Annotated in this window: 19 protein-coding genes and 4 pseudogenes; 18 read left to right on the forward strand and 5 right to left on the reverse strand. The window is 59.4% G+C overall.

All coding sequences use genetic code 11. The features are described 5' to 3' along the window. The first annotated feature begins 166 nt into the window (after positions 1-166). The 5 genes from N2597_RS16080 to N2597_RS16100 all read left to right on the forward strand — a co-directional run bounded on the left by N2597_RS16080 (position 167) and on the right by N2597_RS16100 (position 6,688). A complete protein-coding gene (locus tag N2597_RS16080) occupies positions 167-868 on the forward strand; it encodes a sugar transferase (RefSeq protein WP_009995030.1) in 702 nt (233 codons plus the stop codon). Positions 869-982: 114 nt separating this feature from the next. Then, positions 983-2,749, forward strand: a complete 1,767-nt coding sequence (locus N2597_RS16085; protein ID WP_096763810.1) for a GumC family protein — start codon at positions 983-985, stop codon at positions 2,747-2,749. Continuing rightward, positions 2,746-3,708: a glycosyltransferase family 2 protein gene (locus tag N2597_RS16090; protein WP_183598497.1), complete on the forward strand. Its 963-nt coding sequence runs from the start codon at positions 2,746-2,748 to the stop codon at positions 3,706-3,708. Before N2597_RS16085 ends, N2597_RS16090 begins: the two co-directional genes overlap by 4 nt. A gap of 4 nt (positions 3,709-3,712) precedes the next feature. Beyond that, positions 3,713-5,092: a polysaccharide biosynthesis/export family protein gene (locus N2597_RS16095; protein ID WP_096763812.1), complete on the forward strand. Its 1,380-nt coding sequence runs from the start codon at positions 3,713-3,715 to the stop codon at positions 5,090-5,092. Between the two features lie 126 nt (positions 5,093-5,218). Beyond that, positions 5,219-6,688 (forward strand): hypothetical protein, encoded by a 1,470-nt coding sequence (locus N2597_RS16100; protein WP_096763813.1) that lies wholly within the window; start codon positions 5,219-5,221, stop codon positions 6,686-6,688. A gap of 188 nt (positions 6,689-6,876) precedes the next feature. Here the strand turns inward: N2597_RS16100 and N2597_RS16105 are convergent, their stop codons facing one another. Then, positions 6,877-7,173, reverse strand: coding sequence for a hypothetical protein (locus tag N2597_RS16105; protein ID WP_183598499.1), 297 nt, complete (start codon positions 7,171-7,173; stop codon positions 6,877-6,879). A 308-nt stretch (positions 7,174-7,481) separates the two neighbouring features. On the opposite strand from N2597_RS16105, the gene N2597_RS16110 reads away from it, so the two are divergent. Beyond that, complete coding sequence (locus N2597_RS16110) at positions 7,482-8,393, forward strand: glycosyltransferase family 8 protein (RefSeq protein WP_077994893.1); 912 nt, start codon at positions 7,482-7,484, stop codon at positions 8,391-8,393. A 130-nt stretch (positions 8,394-8,523) separates the two neighbouring features. Further along, entirely contained in the window at positions 8,524-9,546 is a 1,023-nt protein-coding gene (locus tag N2597_RS16115; protein WP_077994894.1) for a glycosyltransferase family 2 protein, read from the forward strand. Positions 9,547-9,644: 98 nt separating this feature from the next. Here the strand turns inward: N2597_RS16115 and N2597_RS16120 are convergent. Beyond that, positions 9,645-10,409, reverse strand: a pseudogene (locus N2597_RS16120) (Crp/Fnr family transcriptional regulator). A gap of 341 nt (positions 10,410-10,750) precedes the next feature. On the opposite strand from N2597_RS16120, the gene N2597_RS16125 reads away from it, so the two are divergent. Beyond that, positions 10,751-11,401, forward strand: coding sequence for a sugar transferase (locus tag N2597_RS16125; RefSeq protein WP_183598501.1), 651 nt, complete (start codon positions 10,751-10,753; stop codon positions 11,399-11,401). A gap of 31 nt (positions 11,402-11,432) precedes the next feature. On the opposite strand, the gene N2597_RS16130 is transcribed toward N2597_RS16125, so the two are convergent. Continuing rightward, entirely contained in the window at positions 11,433-11,732 is a 300-nt protein-coding gene (locus N2597_RS16130; RefSeq protein WP_009996210.1) for a hypothetical protein, read from the reverse strand. A gap of 370 nt (positions 11,733-12,102) precedes the next feature. Beyond that, entirely contained in the window at positions 12,103-13,212 is a 1,110-nt protein-coding gene (locus N2597_RS16135) for an acyltransferase family protein (protein ID WP_077994907.1), read from the reverse strand. A 253-nt stretch (positions 13,213-13,465) separates the two neighbouring features. Here N2597_RS16135 and N2597_RS16140 point away from each other — a divergent pair, with 253 nt between their 5' ends. Both N2597_RS16140 and N2597_RS16145 read left to right on the forward strand, forming a co-directional pair. Then, positions 13,466-15,784, forward strand: a complete 2,319-nt coding sequence (locus N2597_RS16140; protein ID WP_077994895.1) for a membrane-bound PQQ-dependent dehydrogenase, glucose/quinate/shikimate family — start codon at positions 13,466-13,468, stop codon at positions 15,782-15,784. Between the two features lie 57 nt (positions 15,785-15,841). Continuing rightward, positions 15,842-16,148, forward strand: a pseudogene (locus N2597_RS16145) (nucleotidyl cyclase domain-containing protein); the annotation flags it as partial. On the opposite strand, the pseudogene N2597_RS33735 reads toward N2597_RS16145, so the two are convergent. Beyond that, positions 16,091-16,273: pseudogene (locus N2597_RS33735) on the reverse strand (hypothetical protein); the annotation flags it as partial. The pseudogenes N2597_RS16145 and N2597_RS33735 overlap by 58 nt on opposite strands. On the opposite strand from N2597_RS33735, the pseudogene N2597_RS16150 reads away from it, so the two are divergent. The 8 genes and pseudogenes from N2597_RS16150 to N2597_RS16185 form a co-directional block, all read left to right on the forward strand. Next, a pseudogene (locus tag N2597_RS16150) lies at positions 16,240-16,383 on the forward strand (sugar ABC transporter ATP-binding protein); the annotation flags it as partial. The pseudogenes N2597_RS33735 and N2597_RS16150 sit on opposite strands and share 34 nt — an antisense overlap. 129 nt (positions 16,384-16,512) lie before the next feature. Beyond that, the gene (locus tag N2597_RS16155; protein ID WP_096763816.1) at positions 16,513-17,013 is read left to right on the forward strand and encodes an NADH-quinone oxidoreductase subunit J; all 501 of its coding nucleotides are present in this window, start codon (positions 16,513-16,515) and stop codon (positions 17,011-17,013) included. After that, complete coding sequence (gene nuoK, locus N2597_RS16160) at positions 17,013-17,315, forward strand: NADH-quinone oxidoreductase subunit NuoK (RefSeq protein WP_038690941.1); 303 nt, start codon at positions 17,013-17,015, stop codon at positions 17,313-17,315. The genes N2597_RS16155 and nuoK overlap by 1 nt, the downstream gene beginning before the upstream one ends. Before the next feature lie 4 nt (positions 17,316-17,319). Continuing rightward, entirely contained in the window at positions 17,320-18,783 is a 1,464-nt protein-coding gene (locus tag N2597_RS16165) for a monovalent cation/H+ antiporter subunit D family protein (RefSeq protein ID WP_077994896.1), read from the forward strand. Further along, positions 18,780-19,034, forward strand: coding sequence for a hypothetical protein (locus N2597_RS16170; RefSeq protein WP_077994897.1), 255 nt, complete (start codon positions 18,780-18,782; stop codon positions 19,032-19,034). The genes N2597_RS16165 and N2597_RS16170 overlap by 4 nt, the downstream gene beginning before the upstream one ends. After that, positions 19,027-20,787, forward strand: a complete 1,761-nt coding sequence (locus N2597_RS16175; RefSeq protein WP_106796556.1) for a Na(+)/H(+) antiporter subunit D — start codon at positions 19,027-19,029, stop codon at positions 20,785-20,787. Before N2597_RS16170 ends, N2597_RS16175 begins: the two co-directional genes overlap by 8 nt. Before the next feature lie 8 nt (positions 20,788-20,795). After that, the gene (locus tag N2597_RS16180) at positions 20,796-22,271 is read left to right on the forward strand and encodes an NADH-quinone oxidoreductase subunit M (protein WP_077994899.1); all 1,476 of its coding nucleotides are present in this window, start codon (positions 20,796-20,798) and stop codon (positions 22,269-22,271) included. Continuing rightward, positions 22,268-23,707, forward strand: a complete 1,440-nt coding sequence (locus N2597_RS16185) for an NADH-quinone oxidoreductase subunit N (RefSeq protein ID WP_077994900.1) — start codon at positions 22,268-22,270, stop codon at positions 23,705-23,707. Before N2597_RS16180 ends, N2597_RS16185 begins: the two co-directional genes overlap by 4 nt. Positions 23,708-23,747 lie beyond the last annotated feature (40 nt).

Consider the following 23,747-nt stretch of genomic DNA (forward strand, 5'->3'; position numbering starts at 1 on the left):
CTGATTTAGAATCAAAATAGTTTGCCAGATGCCACGATCGGGTCTCTCTTCTGCGGTTTCCTAGCATAAAGTATTTATTAAGGATTATGACTTTGGTAACAGACAACAAGAGTGCGGCGCAGCAAATTTCGAACGGTTGTTAATCGGAAGTTTTTGGAGACCCCCAATGGCATGGGATGCACATAGTTTCGAGGCATGGTCGCGTGTCGAACGGTCTGCGAAAGACGGCGACCTCTATGCGTCCCGGCCTCGTACAGCGGGCAGATCGGTCAAGCGCGCACTCGACCTTCAGTTGGCGATCACCGCCCTGGTCCTGCTTTCCCCGCTTCTGCTGCTCGTCGCAATGATCGTGAAATTCTCCGACCGCGGCCCAGTCTTCTATTCCCATACGCGCATCGGCTTCGGCGGAGCGCCGTTCGGATGCCTCAAGTTTCGCACGATGAAGACCGATGCGAGCGCGCAGCTGTCCGAATTGCTGCAAAACAGCGCGGCTGCGCGCAGCGAATGGGAAGCGACGCGCAAGCTGAAGGATGATCCGAGGATCACCGCCGTCGGCGACATTCTGCGACGGTCGAGCCTCGACGAGCTCCCCCAGTTGTTCAATGTGCTGCGTGGCGAAATGAGCCTGGTCGGACCGCGGCCGATCACCGCCGAAGAATTGCCGCGCTACGGCGAGCACATCTGGGCCTACATGGCCGTCCGTCCTGGACTGACCGGTCACTGGCAGACCAGCGGGCGCAACGATGTCAGCTATGAACACCGGGTTTCCCTCGACGTTCACTACCTCAATAACTGGTCGCTCGGCCGGGACTTGATCATCATCGCCAAGACGATCCCAGCTCTGTTTTCGCAGCGTGGCTCGTACTGAGTATCGAAGGAGAAAGCTGCCGAACATGTCCGTCGGAAGACACGCCCCCTTCGTCCCCTCCAGGCTGCCAGTATCTCGTAACTCCGTAATCTCGCCAGTTTGGATTAGGACGACATGACCTCAAGCACAATCTTCAGCGGTGTTTCCCCGATATCCCTGCCTGCCGCCGCAGCCGCTGGCGGGAACTCGCCGCTGACCCTGCGGGACATGCTGTTTTTTCTTAAAATGCGCTGGCTATGGATCCTGGCCACGACCTTTGCCTTCCTTGTTATCGCCGGCAGCTACCTTCTCACCGCCGCGCCGACTTATGTTGCCAGCACGCAACTTGTCATCTTCCCCCAGGTGAACAGCTCCGAAGCTCAAAGAGCCTTCGCGGAAGATGCATTCATCGAAGGGCAGCTGGAGATTGCCAGATCAAGCGATGTCGTCGACGGAACGGTAAGAGCGCTCGACCTTGATAGCGATCCCGACTTTGTCGATTGGAAACCTTCGCTTCTGGACAAGTCGAAGGACTGGCTTCTGAGAATTTCTGCTCAAATGGATACGGGGCAGGAAGCGGCAGGCATGAGAGCGAGTGATACCCCATCCAGACCGCGGACGGAGCAGGAACAGCTCCACGACCTGGCAATCGCCACCCTACAGAACATGATGGCCTTACGCCGGATCGGGAATTCCACGATCATCGAGATATCAGCTGCAGCGTCGACCCCTCAGAAGGCCGTCGCCATCGCTGATACGCTCGCCAGGCAATATATCCAGAAGAATATCGCAATGAAGGCCGATTCCTCCCGCCAATACAGCGACTGGCTGGAGAAATTCGTGAGGGAGCAACAGCGTGGGCTCGCCGATGCCTCCAGCGCCCTGAACACATTCAACAGCAACCCGCGCGACCAGTTCAAGCTTGCGGAGCTGCAGAGCGCGACCGATGCCCGCCGCGCCCTTTATGAAAGCACGCTGACCCAGCTTACCGAAGCCAAGCAGCGCATAACCTACCCCGTATCCGACGCCACGATCGTCTCACGGGCCACGCTACCTCTTTCAAAGGCGAGGCCGCGCAGCACGCTCATCTTTGCCTTTGCCGGGGCGGTCGGCCTTGGCGTCGGCCTGGCGCTCGCCATGGTAAGGCACGCCAGCGACCGCCGGATCGTCCGTCCTCAGCAGATCGCGGATGCCGGCGGAGTGTCCATCGTCACCGTGCTGGCAAGATCGAAGCAGAACCGGAATGGGCACTCAGCCGGCGTCCTCGCCGCCGACGCGGGCAGCATGAATACGGCCGCCTATCCAGTTATTCCCGGCATGGCGGAATTGAGCGCAACCGTCGTCGGCCTTCGGCGCAAACGCCGCGTCGTCATCGGAATCGTCGCCGTCGATACGGGCAGCGGGACATCGACCATTGCATGCCAACTGGCGGTGCTGTCGTCGAAGTCAGGGGCGCAGACGCTGCTCATCGATGCGGCAGCGCAGAATTCCTCACTCAGCAAATTGATCGCGCCTCATAGTTCCAAAGGTCTCGTCGATGTTCTCGACAATGGCGAACTGATCCAGACGGCGGCGTTGCCCCTCACCCCGACCCTGAAATTCCTTCCACTCGGGAAGGTAGAAGCCGTGACGCCGGCCGTTCGTCTAAGTTCCCGCCGCACGCAGTTGAGCTTCGCCGACCTGAAAAAGGAATTCGACGCCATATTCGTCGATATTTCCGCCTTCTCGACTTCCCCCGACGCCAATGCGATCGCGCCGGAGCTGGATGGCGTCCTCGTCGTCACCTCGCATGGGCGTACTTCGATCGACGATACCGTGCGCGTTATCGAGACCATGCGCAATGTCGGCGCCGAGATCCTCGGCGCGGTCATCAACCATGCACCGAAGAGAATAGAGTCATGATCTCCCCTTCGACAGGAACAGCAGGACAGGGCCGTCCATTGCGAATTGCCTTGGGGATCGCCTCGGCGGGTCGCCCTTCGATATTGCGGGAGACCATCGATTATCTCACCGGCCTGCCGGACCAGGCGGAACGGCTCATCGTCTGCGTGCCCGTCATCGAGGATGCGGCCGGGCTTGCCGACCGCCGCGACGTGGACGTCATCGTCGGCAGCCGCGGCCTGACCGCCCAGCGCAATAGGATCATCCAGGCCGCCGCGGCTGATACGGACGTTCTGATCTTCCTCGATGACGACTTCATTCCCGCCGCGACTTTCCTATCGCGCATGGCGGCCGTCTTTGCAACAAAGCCGGACGTGGCAATCGCCACCGGCGAGGTGCTTGCCGACGGCGTGCTCGACGGGGGCCTCAGCATGGCGAAGGCCTTGGAGGTTCTCTATACGGCAAGCCAAGGCGCCGAGCACGTGGCGGATGTCTATAACGCCTATGGATGCAACATGGCGGTTCGCCTTGCGCCCGTCGTCGAGCACGCCCTGACCTTCGACGAGCAGTTGCCGCTTTACGGCTGGCTCGAAGATGTCGATTTCAGCAGGTCCGTCGCCCGCCACGGCCGGTCCGTCTATGTCGAAGGCGCCCGCGGCGTGCATCTCGGCGTCAGATCCGGACGCCAGCCCGGCCGAAGGCTCGGCTATTCGCAGGTCGCCAATCCTGTCTACCTGATCCGCAAGGGCACGATGTCGAAAGGCCGTGCAATCGCGCAGATCGGCCGCAATATCCTGGCTAATATGTTGGGCGTCCTGTTGAAGGACCGGCTGATCGATCGGTGGGGACGTTTGAACGGCAATTTGCTGGCGCTGACCGATCTTGTCGTCGGTCGTGCCTCTCCGTCCCGCATTCTCGAATTCGGCACTTCCTCGCCGCACGAAATGCCCTCACCGTCGATCGCAACGGAGCGGAGATAGACCAATGCAGCCAGCATCCCTGTTCCATCGACTCGTTTCCGCGACACTCGCCTTGCTGCCATTCGCCTGCCTGACCGGCTGGAGCGTCGCCCATGCGCAAACATTCACTCTCGTGCCGGAAGACAAGGTCAGGCTGCGCGTCGTCGAATGGCGGTCGTCGGATTCCCGCTATGCCAGCTGGGAGGCCCTCGATGGCGTCTATACCATCGACGATGCCGGCAACCTGTCGATCCCGATCGCTGGCCACCTGCAGGCGAATGGAAAGACGACCGAGCAGCTTGCCGATGCCATTGCCAGCGCGCTGGCCGAAAAATCCGCACTTCCGGGCAAGCCGTATATCGCCCTGGAGATTGCCGAGCACGCACCGATTTTCGTGACCGGAACCGTGCAAACCCCCGGCCGCTATCCGTTTGAACCCAACATGACGGTGATGAAGGCCGTCAGCATCGCCGGCGGCTTCCTCAGAGAACGCGAGGACAACACCTATTTCGAGCGCGACCGGATCCAGGCTGCCGGCGCCTACCGGACGGCCGTTATCAACCGGCGCGATCTCCTGATGCGACAGGCGCGGCTGCGCGCCGAGATCGCCGGCCAACAGAGTTTCGAGATCCCCGACGAACTGGTGGGAACGCCCGACGTCGACAAGTTGAAGGCACAGGAATTGAACCTAATGCGGTTGCGGCGCGTCGATATCGACAGCCGGATCGAAGCGGCGAATGACCTGACCCGCCTCTATGGCCAACAGGTCGAATCGCTCACGGCCAAGATCAGTTCGCAAAAACGGCAGATCGACCTTGCCCAGAAGGAACTGGACAATGTCAACAGCCTGGTGAGCAAAGGCCTCGTCAGCAATTCCCGCCAGGTCTCTGTCGACCGCTGGGTGGCGGATGCGCAAGGCACCTTGATCGATCTCGAAGTCGCCCTGACCACGGCTCGCCAAGGCCTCAGCGAAGCCGACCGTTCCAAGATCAACATCGTCAACAGGCAGAACAGCGAAAACCAAGACCTGCTGAACCAGGTCAATCTCGCGATCGGCAGGGCGGCGATCGATATCCAGGTAGCCCAGCTCCTCGGCGAACAGGCCGGCTACGACGCTCAGCTCGCCCAGATCAACACGGACGCGCCGGGGCTCGGCCGGGCAAAAAAGAACTACAGGATCGTGCGTCGCAATGATGACGGAACCTCCCACGACATCGTGGCGGACGAGCAAACCGCATTGCTACCGCATGACCTCGTCGAGGTCGGTCTGGACACGGCCCCTCAAGCGCCATCCTCATCGCCGCAGACAGCACCGCAGAAACAGAGCTTGACGGTCCCGTCATCCGATGTGGCCCGAGACAATCGCTCCGCTCCCGGCTGGATATCCCAGACCGGATCGAATTAGGAGGCGATTGTGATCATCGACGACAGCCGGCGGGCTTTCGCCTCGCACATCCTGCCGAAAGCTGGATGCGACTTTTCGGCAAATGCCAGGCCTCGGCCGCTCATTCTTCTGCTTGGGATCTGAAGCATGTCGATAGATCCGATCGGTTTCGTGGTTCTGCTGCTTGGCGCGCTCAGCATGCTGAACGGCGCGCGTTTTGCCGTCACCGCCCTTTGCCTTTCGACGCTGCTCGGTGCCGCAGCGGCTCTGCAGTTGCCGGCGCTCGGCGGCAGCAGCATCCAGCCGAGCCATCTTCTGGTGCTCTTTCTGGTCATGACGGTCTTGCTGCGCCCGGTTCAGATGCAAGCGACGCTCGCCAGCATCGCCTATCCCGGCCCCGGCTTCTGGTTTGCCTGCTACATCCTGTTCTCCGTGGTGTCGTCCTTCTTCCTGCCCCGTATTTTTGCCGGCGCGACCCTCGTTTACTCCTCCGCCAGAGACCCCTCGGGGATGATGTCGACGGTAGCGGCTCCACTGGCTCCGGGTTCATCCAATATCAGCCAGTCCGTCTATCTTCTCGGCGACCTCGCCTGCTTCGCCGTCGTCGCCGGACTTGCCCGGTTGGGATATGGCCGGTTCATCGCGCGGCAGCTGATCGTCGCATCGATAGCGTGTTTTGCCTTCGCGCTGATCGACCTCGCAACGTTCCAGATCGGCCAGGCCCAGCTGCTCGATATCATCAGGAATGCGAATTATACGATGCACACGGCCGAGACTATCCACGGTTTCAAGCGCATCGTCGGCCCCTTTCCCGAAGCAAGTGCTTATGGCGCCGTTGCATTGGCCTATTTCGCCTTCACACTCATGTTATGGCTGGAGCGCGTCCAAAGCCGCATGGCTGGGTTGGCAACTCTTCTGATCGGCCCGACCATCGTGCTTTGCACCTCGACAACCGCCTATGTCGCGGGCGTCTTTCTTGTCTGCATGTTCGTGTTGTTCTGCCTGAAACGACTGATCGGCGGTTCCGCCACGACCCCGCACGTGACTTTCCTTGCGATCACGCTGTTTTTCATCCCCTGCGCCATCACCGCGCTCAGCCTTGTCCCCGATGCGTGGAATTCCATCGCCGGTCTCCTGACCACCACCGTATCGGACAAACTGCAATCGCAGTCCGGCGAAGAGCGCACCGCCTGGAACACCCTGGCATTGATCGCATTTGTCGATACCGCCACTTTCGGCGCCGGACTGGGCACGGTTCGAGCTTCCAGCTTCATCGCGGCGTTGCTGTCCAATGTCGGATTGACCGGCACCGCGCTGTTCGCCGTCTTCGTGTACAGTCTGATGAGGGCAGCCGGCCGGCACAAATCCGGCGACCGGCAAACCCACGCGATCGGAACCGCCGCCGTAATGGCATCCATCGCACAGATCGGCTCCGCAGCGATATCAGGAAGCGGCACGGATCTCGGCTTACTGTTCAGCACTTCGGCGGGGCTGGCCGCGGGCTGCCTGGCCGAAGCTTATGTGCCGCGGCATCGGGCGCCCTCATCGCCTGCGAACCGGCGTCCTATAGAGGCTTCGGCATCTCCTTTGAGAGCGCCGATGTTTTCAACGCCATGACGCCCGCTCGGGACTTTCGCGATTGCGCCGAATGGCGGCCTGGCGCAGCCGGACACGGGCGAACACAGGTTCGGGGCCGCTCGGCGACGCCGCACCCTCCAGGGATTCCCGGTGAAATCAGGCTGCCGTTCGCAAGCGATCCCAAACCACGATCCAGGGAGGGATATGCCGCTGCTTCCGTCCCAATATCAGCTCTGCTGACGCTCGCTGGCGGCAGAGACACTGTCGGGGGAATTGCTCTGCCGCAGTCTGGCATTGCGCCGCAGGACACCCGACAGGAAGACGCCCGACAGATAGCCAATCTCCATCAGCACGAGGATCGCGATACCGGATCCGATCGCCGCTACACTGGAGGACTCATCCACGAAGGCCACGCCGCCGAAGCCGATTGCCACAAGCAATGCGAAGATTGCGAAAGCCCAAGCGCGGATGCAAGCACCGGCAGCTATCGAAGTCACGGCGGCGATGAGCGCGGTAATCAGCATTCAAATACCTTTTCTCGCTGCGGCCCGACATGCGCCCCGGCCCCCATTGTCGTGCCGGGGGAGAAGATATCCAAACGCAGCGTCGTCGCAGGCAGGGCATTCTTCATGGTGAATATCTCAACAATGAAACACACGAAAACCGCCAGCAGCCGGACGCCGACCAGCCAACGACCGAGGCTGTGTCGCGGCAATATATACCGGACCGGGCTTTCATACGACAGCCCCTTCCGCTCAATCAACAACTGTTCCCTCGACTTGGAGGGCGACAGCGATTCTGTGCTGTTAAAAACGATCGGAAAGGTGAAGACATGAACAATCAGTGCGTCGTCTACGTCACGGATGTCGAATATTCATTTCCGACAATTCTCTCAGCGCTGCAGGCTCGCAAATTCGCGAGCCCCGCGACCGATGTCTGTGTCCTCATGTCGGAACATCTCGATAATTTCGACGAACTCAAAGCCCTACTGGCTACGAGCGGGGTCGACTTGATCGATGCGACCGAAGCGCTGCAGGACTCGCTCGGCAAGCTCGATGGATCGCACTTCCAGGGACGTATCAGCGTCAGCACCATGGCCAAGCTGGTCCTGTGCGAGATCCTGCCTGCCAACTATACCCAGATCATCTACCTCGATGGCGACACGCAGATAGTCAGCGATCTCGGCGGGCTCGAAAATGCGGTTGTGCCCGAGGGCAGGTTTTTTGCGGCGCGCGATTACACGGCGATCCATGACTTCCTCGACACCGGAAAGAACAGCCACTATTTCAACGCGGGGGTCTTGAAATTCCACCGCAAAGGCTGGATCGGGCAGGAGGCGCTTGAGCTTTTTGCTAGAAATCCCGAGGCCTGCGAGGGCAAACATGATCAGGGCGCATTGAATTATGTCTGCGGGTCATCGCTCATCCTCGTATCGAACCGCTGGAACTTTCCTAAACAGTTCCTTCATCTGGTCAACATGTCCGCCCTGTCGATCGTCCATTATATGGCGCATCCGAAGCCTTGGCATGGCACCTTCTTTCCCTGGACCGATCGGGAAAGCCAAGTCTATGTCGACTTGCGCAAAGCACATCCGATTTATAACTCGCTGTATCGCGGGATAAGCTTCGATCGTAAGGCCCTGTATAAGTACCGGTCGATGCGGGCGCGCATCAAACACGCAATCGAGGCGAACGGACCCAATCCGCGGGTCCAGAGCCTGCTGGTTGGCGATTACGCCGTGTGATGCATTGAGGTCCGCCTGGGGGTGAATAGCCGCGGGACTGATCTCGGCATCGCGGTCGACCCTTGGGTTGCAGGCGGACGCGCAACTATTCATCTATTCATTGCAGGATGGATAATGGTCAGGACAGAATATGAGTTATAGGGCTTCCGCCACCAGTATCTCGCATTACGCAAAAGCCCGCCTGCGCCGCTCGCTCAAGGCTCGGCAGGTTCGCTACGACCTGCTGCGCAACGGGCTCAAGCAGGCGCGTCACGTCGTCATTTGCGTCATGCGCGACGAAGGGCACCGGCTGGCATTTTTCCTCCAGTATTATCGCGATCTCGGCTTCGAGCACTTCATCTGCATCGACAACGGCTCGACAGACGGCACAGCCGAATTGCTGTCCGGCTTCGACGATGTCTCCCTTCTTTCTGCTCACGGATCCTACAAGGCGGCGAGATTTGGAAACGACTGGATCAACGAAGTCATCAACCGGCACTGCCAGCAGAAATGGGTCCTCTATGTCGACGCCGATGAGTTCCTGGTTTATCCGCATTGCGACACACGACCGATCGATCAACTGACCGCCTATATCGATTCCACCGGCGGTCATTCGCTGCGCTCGGTGATGATCGACATGTACAGCCGGCATCCCGTTCTCGAAAACATATGCGAACCCGGCCGCAATCCGCTCGAGGTCTGCAATCTCTTCGACCGGTCCGGCTATGTCGCGCATTTCGACGAACGCAACTGGACGATATGGATCAAGGGCGGCGTCCGCGGCCGGGTCTATTTCCATGACCGGCTCTGGGATGGTCCCGCGCTCAACAAGATCCCTCTCGTCTATATCGAAGGTGAACGTCTTTTTCTCAAATCATCGCACCAGGTCTGGCCGCTCTCCCTGAATTTGGGCGACATGCGCGGAGCGCTCGGCGTATCCGGCGCCCTTCTGCATTTCAAATTCCTGTCGACCTTCGTTCACAAGGTTGCCGATGCCGCGCACCGCTCCCAGCACACGGAGGAATATGCGGTATATTCCTCGAGCAAGGACAAGGATGATTTCGTCTACGACGATACGGGCACCTACCGCAGCTGGAAGGATCTCTCCGATCACGGGCTTATTCAGGGTGAAGGATGGAAATACTGGAAGAATGCCTCCGAAAGCGACGTCTAACCACTATTATCGGGAAGCCGCTTCAACCGCCGTCAAACACAAGCCCCGCCGAGGCGGGTTTTGTCGAGGCTTTCGCTGCCGCATTCGTCGAGGCGCCCTCAAGCAATGGACGCCACACCATCGGCGTAGGCTTCCAGCGCCTTCCGATTGAGAATACGGACTTTGCCCTGCATGCCGTCGACCACTTTGCTTTCGCGCAAACGCCGCAGGCATTGATTGACCTTTTCGCGCGACGCCGGCAGCGTCGCCGCCAGGTCATGTTGGGAGATGATCAGCTCATCGCCGCTATGTTGTGCATCCACTTTGTACACGGCAGAAAGGCGCAGCAGCGTCCGGGCCAATCTCTGCCTCAGGTTCGATCCAGCGTTGCAAATGATCCGCAGTTCGAGTTCGGAAACACGCGCCAGCGCCTTCGACAGGAGCTTCACCTGAAATTGCGGATCGTTCGCACACAAATCCCGCAGCAAACGACCATCGAAGTAATGCAGTTCGCAGTCCGATGAGGCGCGATATTCCAGGCTGAGGGATTGCTTGAGCAACACCTTCAATTCGCCGATCAAGCCGCCTTTTGGGATCATCTCCACGATGAACTCCTGTCCATCGGCAAGCGGCGTGCTTGCGCTCACCATTCCGCGCTGGACGCAGGCGAACATGTCGATGGCGTCCCCGGCGCAGCCAATCACCTCACCCCGTCGAAACTATCGAACACTCGAACGGCAAAACGGGAACTCGTGATCCAGATCACCACGGCCGCCGTATATGATATCTGCAGGCCCTGAAGTAACCGCTTCGCCTATTCGCGCCGCGCATGCACCAGTCTCGTTATCTCTTATAGTCAAATTATAATAATATAAAGTCTTCATCTTGATTTATATACAACTAGTGACTAATGCTCACATAAATATACAATATAATGCAAATTTAATTCTAACTCATCGATTATTTTAAGCCACGACCGGATTTTTATACGATTTATGACAATCACTTAACGAAAGATTGGGTCTATAGAATAATATCGTCCACTTTAATTAATTAATAATATTTCGTTTATATACCCAAAAGCAAACAGTATCGTAAAGCTTTAAAAGAAGAACTTTGGGAAATAAAGAATTTATTCACCATTATGACCTCGGTCACAGACGTCAAACTTGTATTGAATCAAGCTTCGGATGGTATTTCTGGGATTCGCCCAACGGAGACGCGGATGGCGGGAAAAAATCAGGGCATCAACCCAGCTGACCTTTGGCGGCGTAGCACCGGGGTGCGGAAGGAAGGGCGTCCCTTCAATTCGTCAAAATCCCATGCAATCAGCAGAATTTTGAAGCGCGCGTTAGACTTTGTCATTGCGGCATCTCTTTTATTTCTTCTGTCGCCGCTCCTTCTGTCGGGAGCAGTCATTATAATGCTCAGCGATCGGGGTGCCGTTTTCAAATCCCATCGGCTTATCGGCTATAGGGGAAAAGAGTTCGGTTGCCTCAAGTTTCGGACGACACGATCAGACGCAACGCCCAGCCTGCATGCGGCTATCGTCGGTGACATCCTGACGCGATCGAGCCTCTACAAGCTTCCGCAACTGATCAACGTGCTGCTTGGGCAGATGAGCCTCGTCGGGCCTCGCGCCATTGCCAAAGAGGAACTGCCCCATTACGGCGAACACGCCTATGCCTACGTCGCAGTCCGTCCTGGCCTGACCGGTCATTGGCAGATCAGCGAACACGCCAGTTATCAGAATAGAGTTTTCCTCGACGTCGAGTATCTGCGCAATTGGACACTCACGTTGGATTTCATGATAATGGCAAAGACTATGGCGGCCCTGCTTTCCAGGCACGCTTTACTGCCCAAGACGGACCTGTAGGGTCGTTCGGTTTTCCCTCATACTCGTAGCATTATCCGTGGGGGCGCTTGCCGGTCATAGGATCGCGCTCGGCAACAGAGTTCCTTTTCCGGCGCTTTCGCATATGCTCCCACAACGAGTAGGCGAATAGACCCGCCAGATAGCTCACTTCCATCAAGACAAGCGCTTGGAGGCAGTAGGCGATCGCATCCGAGAAGGAGGAACCTTTCAGCAGGATCACAGCACCCAAGGCAACGACCAGCAGAAATGCAAAGGTTGCAAAGGCCCAGGCGCGAATGGTCGCTCCAGCAGCGATGGAGATGGCAACCACGACAAGCGCGCTCTTCAGCATTAACCCGCTCCTCTCTTCACATCTCCTTTAAACCGCCGGCTGCCTCAATGACATGGCAAAAGCTCAAAGTCGAAGCGAAGTTCGATTAAAGTATTTTATCTATTATTGTTAAAAATATTCCTAAAACACGCTCAGTAAGCCGACCGAACCAAGCGCAGAATATTCGGCTATTCATCCGACAGGGCCGCTCTATCGTCCGAAACCAAGAGATGTTTACGGCATGCAGCAAGATTAATGCACGTCATCATGTGCAGTAAGCCTCCTCCTTACCACGACAGAGTGATGAGCCCCCCCGACAATCGACCACGGTTCAACGAAACAGGGCTCGCCGGTGAATGGCGAGCCCTGCTGATGTCCTGCATCGATAAGGCTATTTCGAGACTGCGGCGGCCAATTGCCGTTTTGCGCCGCGCTGGAGGCTGAAATTTTCAAGCCAAGTAACTTGTTTCCTCAATTTCAACGCCGGCTTTTCGATGAATCTCCACGAGAAGGCGGCAAAGCAGGTCGCAAGGATGCTACAGACAATGCCGTTCAACCACCAGTTATGCGCCCAAGATCCGAGCGCTACGAACGCCTGTTGAATGGGATAGCCGTAGAGAAAAACGCCATAGGAATAGTCGGCCCCACTGAGAATGCCAAGCTTGCGGGGCGAGGTCAGGCCGAGGAAGACCGTGACATATCCGATTGCCGGAATGGCAATGAAATCTCCAAAGGAAGTGAACCAATAGGCCCATAATATGATTGTGGCCGAAGCAAGGAAAATTCTCACATCCCAGAGAACCTTGTCCTTGTAGAGATAGAAGGTCACCCCCATGAGAAACGCGCAGATGAGCAGATTGCCCGACGCGGTCGTGGGCATGGTTGCCCAATCGCTCTCATGTTTCCAATACCTTGCGATACCGAAGCTGATGATCAAAGCCGGCGTTGCGATAAGGGCGATCACCCGCCGCCTGACCACGCCGAGCAGAAACAGGGCGGCGATCGCGGCATAGCACTCAAGCTCGAAGGGCACCGTCCAGAGCTGCCCATTGACCATTGCGGCGTCGGGATTATCCAGGAATACACCGGGGAGATTGAAGTGGATGTGGCCTGTGACATTCAGCAGATAAGTAAAGAACTGAGGATCGGTGAAATAGTCACTTAGGTCATACTCTGTATAGATCGCTCCGAGTATAAAGGCTGCCAGCAATACCTCCACCGCAAGGGCAGGGTAGATCCGGATAAATCGGTTGCCGAGAAAGGAGATCAATGTCTTCGACCGTTCAAGACTGCCAGCCACTAGGAATCCGCTCAAGACGAAGAACATCGGCAGCACTGATTTGATGACAGGACGGAAAGGCGACTCCCAGAGAAACAGGTCATCGCCGTATGTGACGCGGGCCGTATGTATCCAAAGTACTGAAAAAGCTAACAGTAATCGCATATAATCGAATCCTGTCGGTCGCCCTTTCGCTAGATCAAGCTTTTCGCCGAGAAACATCTGTGGCCCTTTCAGAAGTATTGACTCGATTTGGATTGGCAAGCTGTCGCCGCAGCGCAGCGGCGGCATGATTGCCGGGTCGGGACCGCGTGTCAGTGACCAGAGCTACATTAGGAAAAATTGAAGGAGAGAGCGCCCCTCTCCCGAAGACGAGGCAACTGACCACAACCCAATCGCCCTGCACTTTCCGCGGCGTCATGCGACGGTTGGAGTTGGACCAGGCGATCGGGCAGCGAATTCAAATGAGGAAACCATGAAATTTCTGGCCAGGCTGTTTTTGATTGTTCTCGCCTTTATCGGATTGGGCCTGATAGGAGGCGGCGCCCTGCTGCTCAGCCTCGGTGGCTCGCCCTATTACGCGATCGGCGGGGTTGCCTATCTGGCTGCCGCGCTTCTGCTGTGGCGCCGGCAGATGTCTGGCGCCCTCATTGTCCTGCTTGTCGCAGCTCTCACCCTTCCCTGGGCACTATGGGAGTCGGGTTTCAATTTTTGGGCGCTCTTTGCGCGTTTGATGTCCCCCATCGCACTGGCGGGCTTTGCACTTCTCTTTGCGCCGTCGCTGTCGCCAACCGCCAACCGGAAGCTCTTTTACGGCGGCACTTTGCTTGCGGCGATCCTGCTCGCGGCGGGGTTCAGCCTTGCTTTCACGCCGCATGGGCTGATCCGCCCTTCCGCCGATATCCCCGCCTATAAGACTGCCAAGGGCAACAACTCCCCCTCCGACTGGACATCCTATGGCCGCAGCACGGCCGGGGATCGCTACTCCCCATTCGATCAGATCAACCGCGGCAATGTTGCCAAGCTCGATCTTGCCTGGACATATCGCACCGGGAAAAGCGATGGCGCCGACCAGAACACGCCGCTGCAGATCGGCGACACGATCTACACCTGCACGCCGACGGACGTGATCGCAGCGCTTGACGCAGATACGGGCAAACCGCGCTGGACCTTCGATCCGAAGGCGGCGGCGCCGTACTGGCAGCGCTGCCGCGGCCTCGGTTACTACAAGATGCCATCGGAGGCCCAATCAGCCGACGGTCTTTGCAATGAGCGTCTGGTGCAGACGACGATCGATGCCCGCCTCCTGGAGATCGACAGCAAGACCGGCGCGTTCTGCAAGGGCTTCGGAGACAATGGCACCGTGCGGCTTTCCCAGGGCATGGGTGAAGTCAAGTCAGGTTACTATTTCCAGACATCGGCCCCGCTGATTGCCCGTAATCTGATCGTCGTCGGAGGCTGGGTCATCGACAATCAGGAGGTTGGAGAACCCTCGGGCGTCATCCGCGCCTTCAATGTCGTCACCGGCGAACTCGAATGGGCATGGGATCTCGGCAATCCCGAGATCACCAAACTCCCGCCGGAGGGCCAGACCTATACGCGGGCCACGCCGAACATGTGGACGACTGCGGCATTCGACGACAAGCTCGGCCTCATCTATGCACCGCTCGGCAATACCACCCCGGATTATTACGGCGTCAATCGCCCGGCTTTCGCCGATCAATACAATGCCACTTTGGTGGCGCTCGATGTCACGACGGGACGGGAGAGATGGAAGTTCCAGACCGTGCATCACGATATCTGGGACTATGACCTGCCGGCCCAGCCGGTTCTGCTCGACCTGCCCGATGGCAATGGCGCCACCGTGCCGGCTCTCCTACAGACCACCAAACGCGGGCAGCTTTTCCTGCTCAACCGTCAGAGCGGTGTACCCCTTGCCGAGGTTCAGGAGAGACCAGTGCCGCAGGAAGGCGGCGCACCGGAAGAGAAGCTGTCTCCGACGCAGCCCTATTCCGTCGGCATGCCGACGATCGGTGCGGAACGGGTGACGGAGCAGACGGCTTGGGGACTGACGATGTTCGATCAGTTAGCATGCCGCATCGCCTTTCGAAAAATGCGCTACGACGGCGATTTCACCCCGATCGGCCCGCAATATGCGATCCAGCAGCCGGGAAATCTTGGCGGCCTCAATTGGGGGAGCGTGTCGGTCGACCTGCCCAACAACCGGGTCTTCCTGAACGATATCCGCGTGCCCAGCCTCTTCGCACTCATTCCCCGCGGGGAGTATGTCGATTTTGCCCTAACCACGACCGCTCACGGCCCCTCCGCCCCGCAGCGCGGCACGCCTTACGGCATGGCCACCGAAATGTGGACCTCGAGACTCCGCGTTCCCTGCACGCAGCCGCCCTTCGGCACCGTCACAGCCGTGGATCTGAACACACGCAAGATCGCATGGCAGGTCCCGGCCGGGACCGCCGAACAGCTCGGGCCGTTTAAGATCAAAACCAATCTGCCGATGCCAATGGGCCTGCCGAGTTATGCCGGCACGTCGGCGACCGCCGGCGGCGTCGTCTTCTTTGCCGGCTTCCAGGATTATTACATCCGCGCCTACGACGCCGAGAACGGCGATGAGCTCTGGAAATATCCCCTACCGGTCGGCTCGAGCGCCACGCCCATGACCTACGTCTCGCCGAAAACCGGCAAGCAATATGTGGTGATCTCGGTTGGCGGAGCGCCATATTCCAAGGACAACGGCGATTACGTGTTCGCCTTTTCTCTAAAAGACGAAGATTAGCGCCGCTGCCGGTCACACTGTGCTATTTTGGTCCGATGAGGAACTGAGGCTACGAGCGTGACGCGAAAACTGGCGGCGATCCTGGTCGCGGATGTAGTCGGCTAAAGCCGTCTCGCCGGTGCGGACGAGGATCGCATCCTGGCGCGGCTGAGAACCCTGCGCAGCGACCTGGTCGATCCGACAATCGCCGTGCACAATGGCCGTATCGTCAAGCCCACCGGCGATCGAAGCCTCATCGAGTTTCGCAGCGCCGTCGACGCCGTGCGCTGCGCGATCGAGGTGCCGACGGCGATGGTCGAGCGCAATATCGGCGTGCCTCCGGAGCATCGCATCGAGTTCCGGGTCGGGATCCTTTGCGATGTCACCGGAATTGCCGAACCAGAAGTCAATCTTGGTCTTATCGGCGGCAGCGGGACCAGCAAGAATCGCTGTAGCGAGAAGGGCGCCGGCGGCGCGGCGCTCCGCCGATGAACCTGCTGAAGGCGACAGTGCGCGATGGCCGGCTGGCGATTGCAGGTTCTGATGCCAGCCTGCCCCTGCCGGCCCGCTTCGCCCAAGCCGCCGTCAATGGCCGCGAAGGCTGGCCTGGTATCGCTCCGCCGATGACAATAACCTTGTGAAAAAGCTCATACTAGGGCACAATTTATGAACGCATCTGAAGTTGCGGCACGATCTCATAGCCGGCCGTCTCGCGCCGAGTGACAGTTCGCGCCGGAGGGGCGGCGTCGATGGATCAGGGGTTCTTTCTTCTGTTCGCTACGGTGTCCGTGGTCACCGCTCTGACGGTGGTCCTGGCGCGGAATCCGGTTCACAGCGCATTGGCGTTGATGGCGTGTTTCCTCAATATCTCGGCCATCTTCGTCTTGCTCGAGGCGCCGTTCCTCGCGGTTATCCAGATCTTTGTCTATGTCGGCGCGATCATGGTCCTGTTCCTGTTCGTGATCATGATGATCGATGTGCGCGAAGCGGTGTTGCAGCGGTTCTTGCCGGGCGGCAACCTGTTGGCTCTGGTGCTGGTCGTCGTGCTTGGGCTCGAGATGCTGGTGCTGGTGCTCTGGAGCGACCGCTTTTCGGTCATCGAACCTGTCGCCATGCGCGGCGGCGATCAGATCAGGCAGCTCAGCACGACACTTTTCGCAGACTATCTCCTGCCGTTTGAAATCGCCTCCGTGATCCTTTTGGCGGCCCTGGTCGGCGCCATCGTGCTGGCGCGGAAGGAGCACGAGTGATGGTTCCGCTCTCGTGGTATATTGTGCTTGGAGTGGTCCTGTTCGTGATCGGAGCAGCGGGCGTACTGATCAGGCGCAACATTCTGGTGGTGCTCATGTCGCTGGAGCTTTTGCTCAACTCCGTCAACATCAACTTCATCGCTTTCGGGCATTACTACGACGATTTCCGCGGGCAGATCTTCGCGATCTTCGTCATCGCAATCACCGCGGCGGAGGTTGCCGTCGCCCTCGGTATCCTGGTCGCCCTCGTGAGGAACAAGTCCACCCTCAAGGTCGACGACGTGACCATGATGAAAGGATAGCGGTTTGGACCCGGTGATATCGATCCGGCCGCTGCTTGCCGTTGCCGTCGCAGGCATGGCGGCCCTTGCGATTCTCCTTCTGAACAACCGCGAGAAACTCCGCGATATCGTCTCGCCCTTGGCCGCAATCGTCATGTTCGCGATTGTCGCCTCGATGGCACCCACCGTGCTGGCTGGCGGGACGATCGATTTGCGCCTGTTCGAGATCCTGCCGGGGATTGACTTCGCTTTCCGGGTCGATGCGCTCGGCATGGTGTTTGCCACCGTCTCGTCGCTGCTGTGGATCGTGGCCGCGATCTATTCCATCGGCTACATGCGGCACTTGAACGAGCACGCGCAGACCCGGTTCTTCGCCTGCTTCGCCAGCAGTCTGGCCGCCGCCGCCGGGGGTGCCTTCGCCGCCAATCTGTTTACGCTGGTGATCTTCTACGAGGTGCTCAGTCTCGTTACCTATCCCCTCGTCTACCACCACGAGGACGAGCAAGGATGGACGGGCAGCCGCAAGTACCTCGTCTATCTGATGGGCGCGTCGAAAAGCGTGCTGCTCGCCGCGCTGGCGCTGACCTACCACATTGCGGGGTCGCTCGACTTTGTGAGGGGCGGGCTGCTGGCGGGAGCTGATGCCTCGGCGCTGCTGCTGACGGTCGTTTATTTCTGCTATCTCTTTGGCTTCGCCAAGGCCGCGGTGATGCCGATGCACGCCTGGCTGCCTGCCGCGATGGTGGCTCCGACACCGGTCAGCGCGCTCCTGCATGCGGTGGCCGTGGTCAAGATGGGCGTGTTCTGCGTGCTGCGCGTGGTCTTCCATGTCTTCGGCGTCGAGCTGGTGGGGAAGCTGGGCCTCGGCATCGCCACGGCCTATCTGGTTTCATTCACGATCCTCACGGCATCGATCTACGCCCTCACGCGGGACGACCTGAAGGCGAGGCTCGCCTATTCGACCGTCAGCCAACTCTCCTACATCGTGCTGGGCGCGGTTCTGTTGTCGCCGGTCGCGATGGTCGGCGGGATCGTTCACATCGCGGCGCATGCGTTCTCCAAGATCACACTGTTTTTCTGCGCGGGTTCAATCTATTGCGCGTCTGGCAAGCGCAACATCAGCGATATGGCTGGGATCGGCCGCAGGCTGCCCTGGACGATGGGGGCGTTCCTCATCGGTTCGCTCAGCATGATCGGGATGCCGCTGACCGCGGGCTTCGTCAGCAAGTGGTATCTGGCACGGGGTTCGGTGGAGGCGGGGGAAATCCCCTTCCTGATCGTGCTCCTCATAAGTTCGGTCCTGAACGCCGCCTATTTCCTGCCAATCAGCTATCTCGCCTTTTTCGGGACTGAGGCACAGGAGGGCCCCGCGACGGTTCGGGAAATTCCGATGGTCACCATCCCGCTGGTCGCGACCGCCATCCTGTCGGTGCTGATGGGCATCTTCCCCGGCTATTTCCTCACCTTGGCGGACGGAGTGGTCAGATGATCAAGCGCGTGGTCGATTTCTTTGGTGCCGAAATATATGCGCATCAGCGGCGCCGGCTGTTTTATCTGGCGCTCGTTGTTATCGTGATCGCCGACTTTCTCGTTCCCCGCGAACACGCCGAATACCTGTGGGACCGCCTGCCGGGCTGGTCGGCCGTCTACGGCTTCGGCTCCTGCGTGCTGCTCATCTTCGTTTCCAAGTTTCTCGGCCATCGGGCTGGGCTGATGCGGCGCGAGGATTACTATGACTGACTTCATCCATCCGGCCCTGCTCTTCATTCTCGGCGCTCTGCCGATCCCATTCCTCAGAGGATCGATCCGCAAGGCTTATCTGCTGCTGATCCCGGCGTTGGCGATCCTCGCCGTGGTTACGATGCAGCCGGGCAACTACGGCGCGGCGTCGTTCCTCGGGCAGCAAATCCAAGTCGCGAAGGTCGACAAGCTGAGCAGCGTCTTCGCCACGGTTTTCACCATCATGGCCCTGATTGGAACGGTCTACGCGCTGCACTTGCCTCGCCCCGGCCAGCACGTCGCTGCGTTCGTCTACGTCGGGAGCGCGCTCGGCGTGGTATTCGCCGGCGACTACCTGACGCTGTACCTGTTCTGGGAAGGCATGGCGTTTGCCTCTGCCTATCTGGTCTTCGCACAGGGCGGCCGGCAAGCGATCAGCGCCGGGTTCCGGTATCTCATGGTCCATATCACCGGCGGCGTCGTCCTGCTTGGCGGCATCATTCTCTACGGGCTTTCAACAGGCTCGCTACTCCTAGACCCGATCGGCGGGGGGATGGGCGCCGGCGCCTACTTGATCCTTGCCGGGTTCCTTCTGAACGCCGCCGTGCCGCCGCTCAACGCCTGGCTGACCGACGCTTACCCTGAGGCAACCGTCACCGGGGCGGTATTCATGAGCGCCTTCACCACCAAGACCGCCGTTTATGTGCTGGCGCGCGCGTTTCCGGGAACCGAGCTTCTCGTTTGGCTCGGCATCGCGATGGCGCTTTACGGCGTCATCTATGCAGTACTGGAGAACGACTGCCGGCGCCTGTTGGCCTATCACATCGTCAGCCAGGTGGGTTATATGGTGGCGGGCGTCGGTATCGGGACCGAGATGGCTGTCAACGGCGCCACCAGCCATGCCTTTGCGCATATCCTATACAAGGCGCTTCTGTTCATGGGTGCCGGGGCGGTGATCTACGTCACCGGCCGGCGCAAGCTGACCGAGCTTGGCGGGCTCTACAAGACCATGCCGCTGACGGTGGCGCTCTACATGGTCGGCGCCTTCGCGATCTCGGCATTTCCCTTCTTCTCGGGCTTCGTCACCAAATCGATGGTGATCGCCGCCGCCGGACAGGATCATCGTGCGCTGGTGGTGCTGGCGCTGACAATGGCATCGTCGGGGACCTTCCTGCACACGGGCTTGAAGCTGCCGTTTTACATGTTTTTCGGCACGGACCGGAAACTGGAGGCGCGGGAGCCGCCGCGCAACATGCTGGCCGCCATGGGAATGGCGGCGGTGCTTTGCATTGCGATCGGAGTGTTCCCGCAGCCGCTTTATGCGCTTCTGCCCTATCCGGTCGACTTCGAACCTTACACTGGCCTCCATGTCACGGAGAGCCTCGGCTTGCTGATGTTCACTGCCTTCGGGTTCGTGCTGTTCCTGCGGGCGCTCGACCCGGAAAACACCATTAGCATCGACACCGACTGGTTCTATCGCAAGGGCGGACGGGTCTTCATGTGGTTCGCCGAACGACCGCTGGCGCGCTACGAGAAGGCGGTGAGCGGGGTGTCCGAAACCGCGGCGCTACCCCTGCTGTATGGGGCGGCACGGGCGGGACTGCGGATCGATCTCACCGTGGTAGACGCCATCGTGAACGGCGTTGCCCGCTCGATCCTGCGCGGCGGCGGGCGGCTCCGGCAACTCCAGACCGGCGTCGTGACCCATTACGTGCTGGCGATGATCGTCGGTGTGATCGCGGCCACCGCCATCTTCGCCGTGGCGTGGCGGTAGGGGGTCCCATGGGGTTACCGCTACTCAGCCTCATCATATTCACACCCGCCGCCGGGGCAGCGGTTCTGATGTTTCTGCGCAGCGACGCTGCTGTGCGGTGGATGGCGCTGGGTGTCACCGTCCTCGACCTTGCTCTCTGCATCGCTATGTTGGTCGGTTTTGACACCACGACCCACGCGATGCAGTTTACCGAGACGCGCCCGTGGGTTCCTGCGCTCGGGATCACCTATGCGCTTGGCATCGACGGAATCAGTGCGCTCTTCGTTTTCTTGACCGCGCTGCTGGGCTCGACCTGCGTGCTCGCCTCGTGGGTCGCGATCGACCGCAAGGTGAAGGAATTCATGGTCAGTCTGCTGGCCATGGAGGCGCTGATGCTGGGGGTTTTCTGCGCACTCGACCTGTTCTTGTTTTACGTCTTCTGGGAAGCGATGTTGATCCCGATGTACCTGATCATCGGCGTCTGGGGCGGCGACGGCCGGGTCTATGCGGCTTTCAAGTTCTTCCTTTACACGCTGGCAGGCAGCGTCCTGTTCCTGGTCGGCGTCATCGTGCTCTATTTCAGCGGCGGCGAGACCTTCGACATTCTCGCTCTGACAGCACAGGATTTGCCGTTCCGGGTCCAGTCGTGGCTGTTCTTCGCTTTCCTGGTTGCCTTCGCGGTCAAGGTGCCGATGGTCCCGGTCCACACCTGGCTACCGGACGCCCATGTGCAGGCGCCGACAGCGGGCAGCATCATCCTCGCCGGAGTACTGCTGAAGATGGGCGCCTACGGCTTCCTGCGATTCTCGCTGCCGATGCTGCCGGAGGCGTCAGTGTATTATTCCACCCTGATGCTTTCGCTTTCGGCACTTGCGATCGTCTATGGCGGGTTGCTTGCGCTGGCGCAGGACGACCTCAAGAAGCTGGTGGCCTATTCCAGCATCAGCCACATGGGCTTCGTGACGATGGGGATTTTCGCGCTGAACCTCCGCGGGCTCGAGGGCGGTATCCTGCAAATGTTCAATCATGGCGTGACAACGGGCGCGTTGTTCCTGTTCGTCGGCCTGATCTACGAGCGGACCCACACCCGCAGCATCGCCGATTATGGCGGGCTGATGAAGGCAGCACCGGTCTATACCGCCTTTCTTGCCTTGTTCATCCTGTCGTCGATGGCGCTGCCGGGAACGAATTCGTTCGTGGGCGAGTTGCTCGTGCTGTCCGGCGGGTTTGCAGCCAACCCGGCCGTCGGCGCGGCCGCCGTTCTGGGCGCATTGCTGGGCGCGGCCTATCTGCTTGGCATGTATGGTAAAGTCGCGCTTGGTCCGGCGAGCGTCAGCGCCCGGTTCAAGATGCGTGACGTAAACGCCCGCGAGCTCGCTGCGATCCTGTCGCTGAGCGTCTTCGTGCTCTGGGTCGGGCTCTATCCAAAACCTTTCCTCAACATCATCGATGCCTCGGCGAAACATCTGCTGGCGCAGGTGCACGGTGAGGAGAGCGGCCAATGACCGCCGCTGCGCTTCTCCAGTCGGTCCTTGCGAGCCTGCCCGAGATCATCGTGATCACAGGGGCCTGTATCCTGCTGATCCTCGGACAGTTTGTGCCAAAGAGACAGGAATATTTCCTTGTCTCGGCGTCCGTTGCCATCGTGCTGTTTGCCGCCTTGGCAACACTGATGCTGGCGGGCGAGGTGCGGCCGGCCTACACGGGCATGTTCGTCGCCGACCGCTTCGCGGTCTTCTTCAAGTTCGTGTTCTATTTGGCCACGGTTCTGACATTCCTCCTCTCGCGAAAATATGCGGATGTCGAAGGGATCGGCAGCAGCGAATACTATGTCCTGCTGCTCTTCGCGCTTTCGGGAATGATGATCATGGCGTCGGCCACCGATCTCCTGTCGATCTATGTGGGCCTCGAACTGGTGGTGCTCTGTACCTATGTGCTGACCGGCTTCCTGCGGCGAGAGCGGCGATCGAACGAAGCGGCGCTGAAATATGTGATCCTTGGCGCGGTCTCGACCGGGATTTTCCTTTACGGCGTTTCGCTGGTCTACGGGCTGACCGGCACCACGCAACTGGACGCGATGGCTGCAGCGGTGACCGGCGATCCGCTCGATCCCGGATTGCTGCTGGCGGTCGTCTTCATTGTCGCGGGGCTGGTCTTCAAGGTCGGCGCGGTGCCGTTCCATATGTGGGTTCCGGACGTCTACGAAGGCGCGCCGACGACGATCACCGCCTTCATGTCGGTCGGCCCGAAAGCGGCAGGGTTCGCGGTTATCCTGCGGGTGTTCCTCAACCCTCTGGTCGCAGCCTCGGACGTCTGGATCATCGTCGCCGTCATTGCGGTGGCGACGATGGCGCTCGGCAGTTTCGTCGCGCTGGTCCAGGATAATTTCAAGCGCCTCCTGGCCTATTCCAGCATCGCTCATGCCGGCTTCGCCATTTTCGGCGTGGCCGCCGGCGGCGCCGATGGGATCGCCAGCGTGATGCTCTATCTGCTGATCTACGCGTTCATGAATCTCGGCATTTTCGGCACCGTCATCATGATGCGGAACGGCGATTTCTCGGGCGAGGTCATCGACGACTATGCGGGTTTCGCCAAGTCGCATCCGGGGCTGGCGCTTCTGATGCTGCTCTATCTCTTCTCGCTGGCCGGCATTCCGCCGACGGCCGGGTTCTTCGCCAAGTTTTACGTGCTGGTCGCCCTTGTCGAGCGTGGTTTCGTCATGCTTGCGGTTATCGCAGTACTGCTCAGCGCCGTCGCCGCCTATTTCTACATCCGCATCGTGATGGTGATCTACATGCGCGAGCCTAAGAGGGCGTTCGCCCCGGCACTGACGCCTCTGGTCGGCGCGACACTCGCCGTCACCGCTGCCGGCACGATCGGCATCGGCCTGTTTCCGTCGTGGTTTCTGAAGCTTGCCCAAGATTCGGTATTTGGCGGGTGAGCGATTGGATTTGCAATGATCACACCGACGGAATAGACTT

The sequence above is a fragment of the Rhizobium sophoriradicis genome, assembly GCF_025200795.1.
Taxonomy (GTDB): domain Bacteria; phylum Pseudomonadota; class Alphaproteobacteria; order Rhizobiales; family Rhizobiaceae; genus Rhizobium; species Rhizobium sophoriradicis.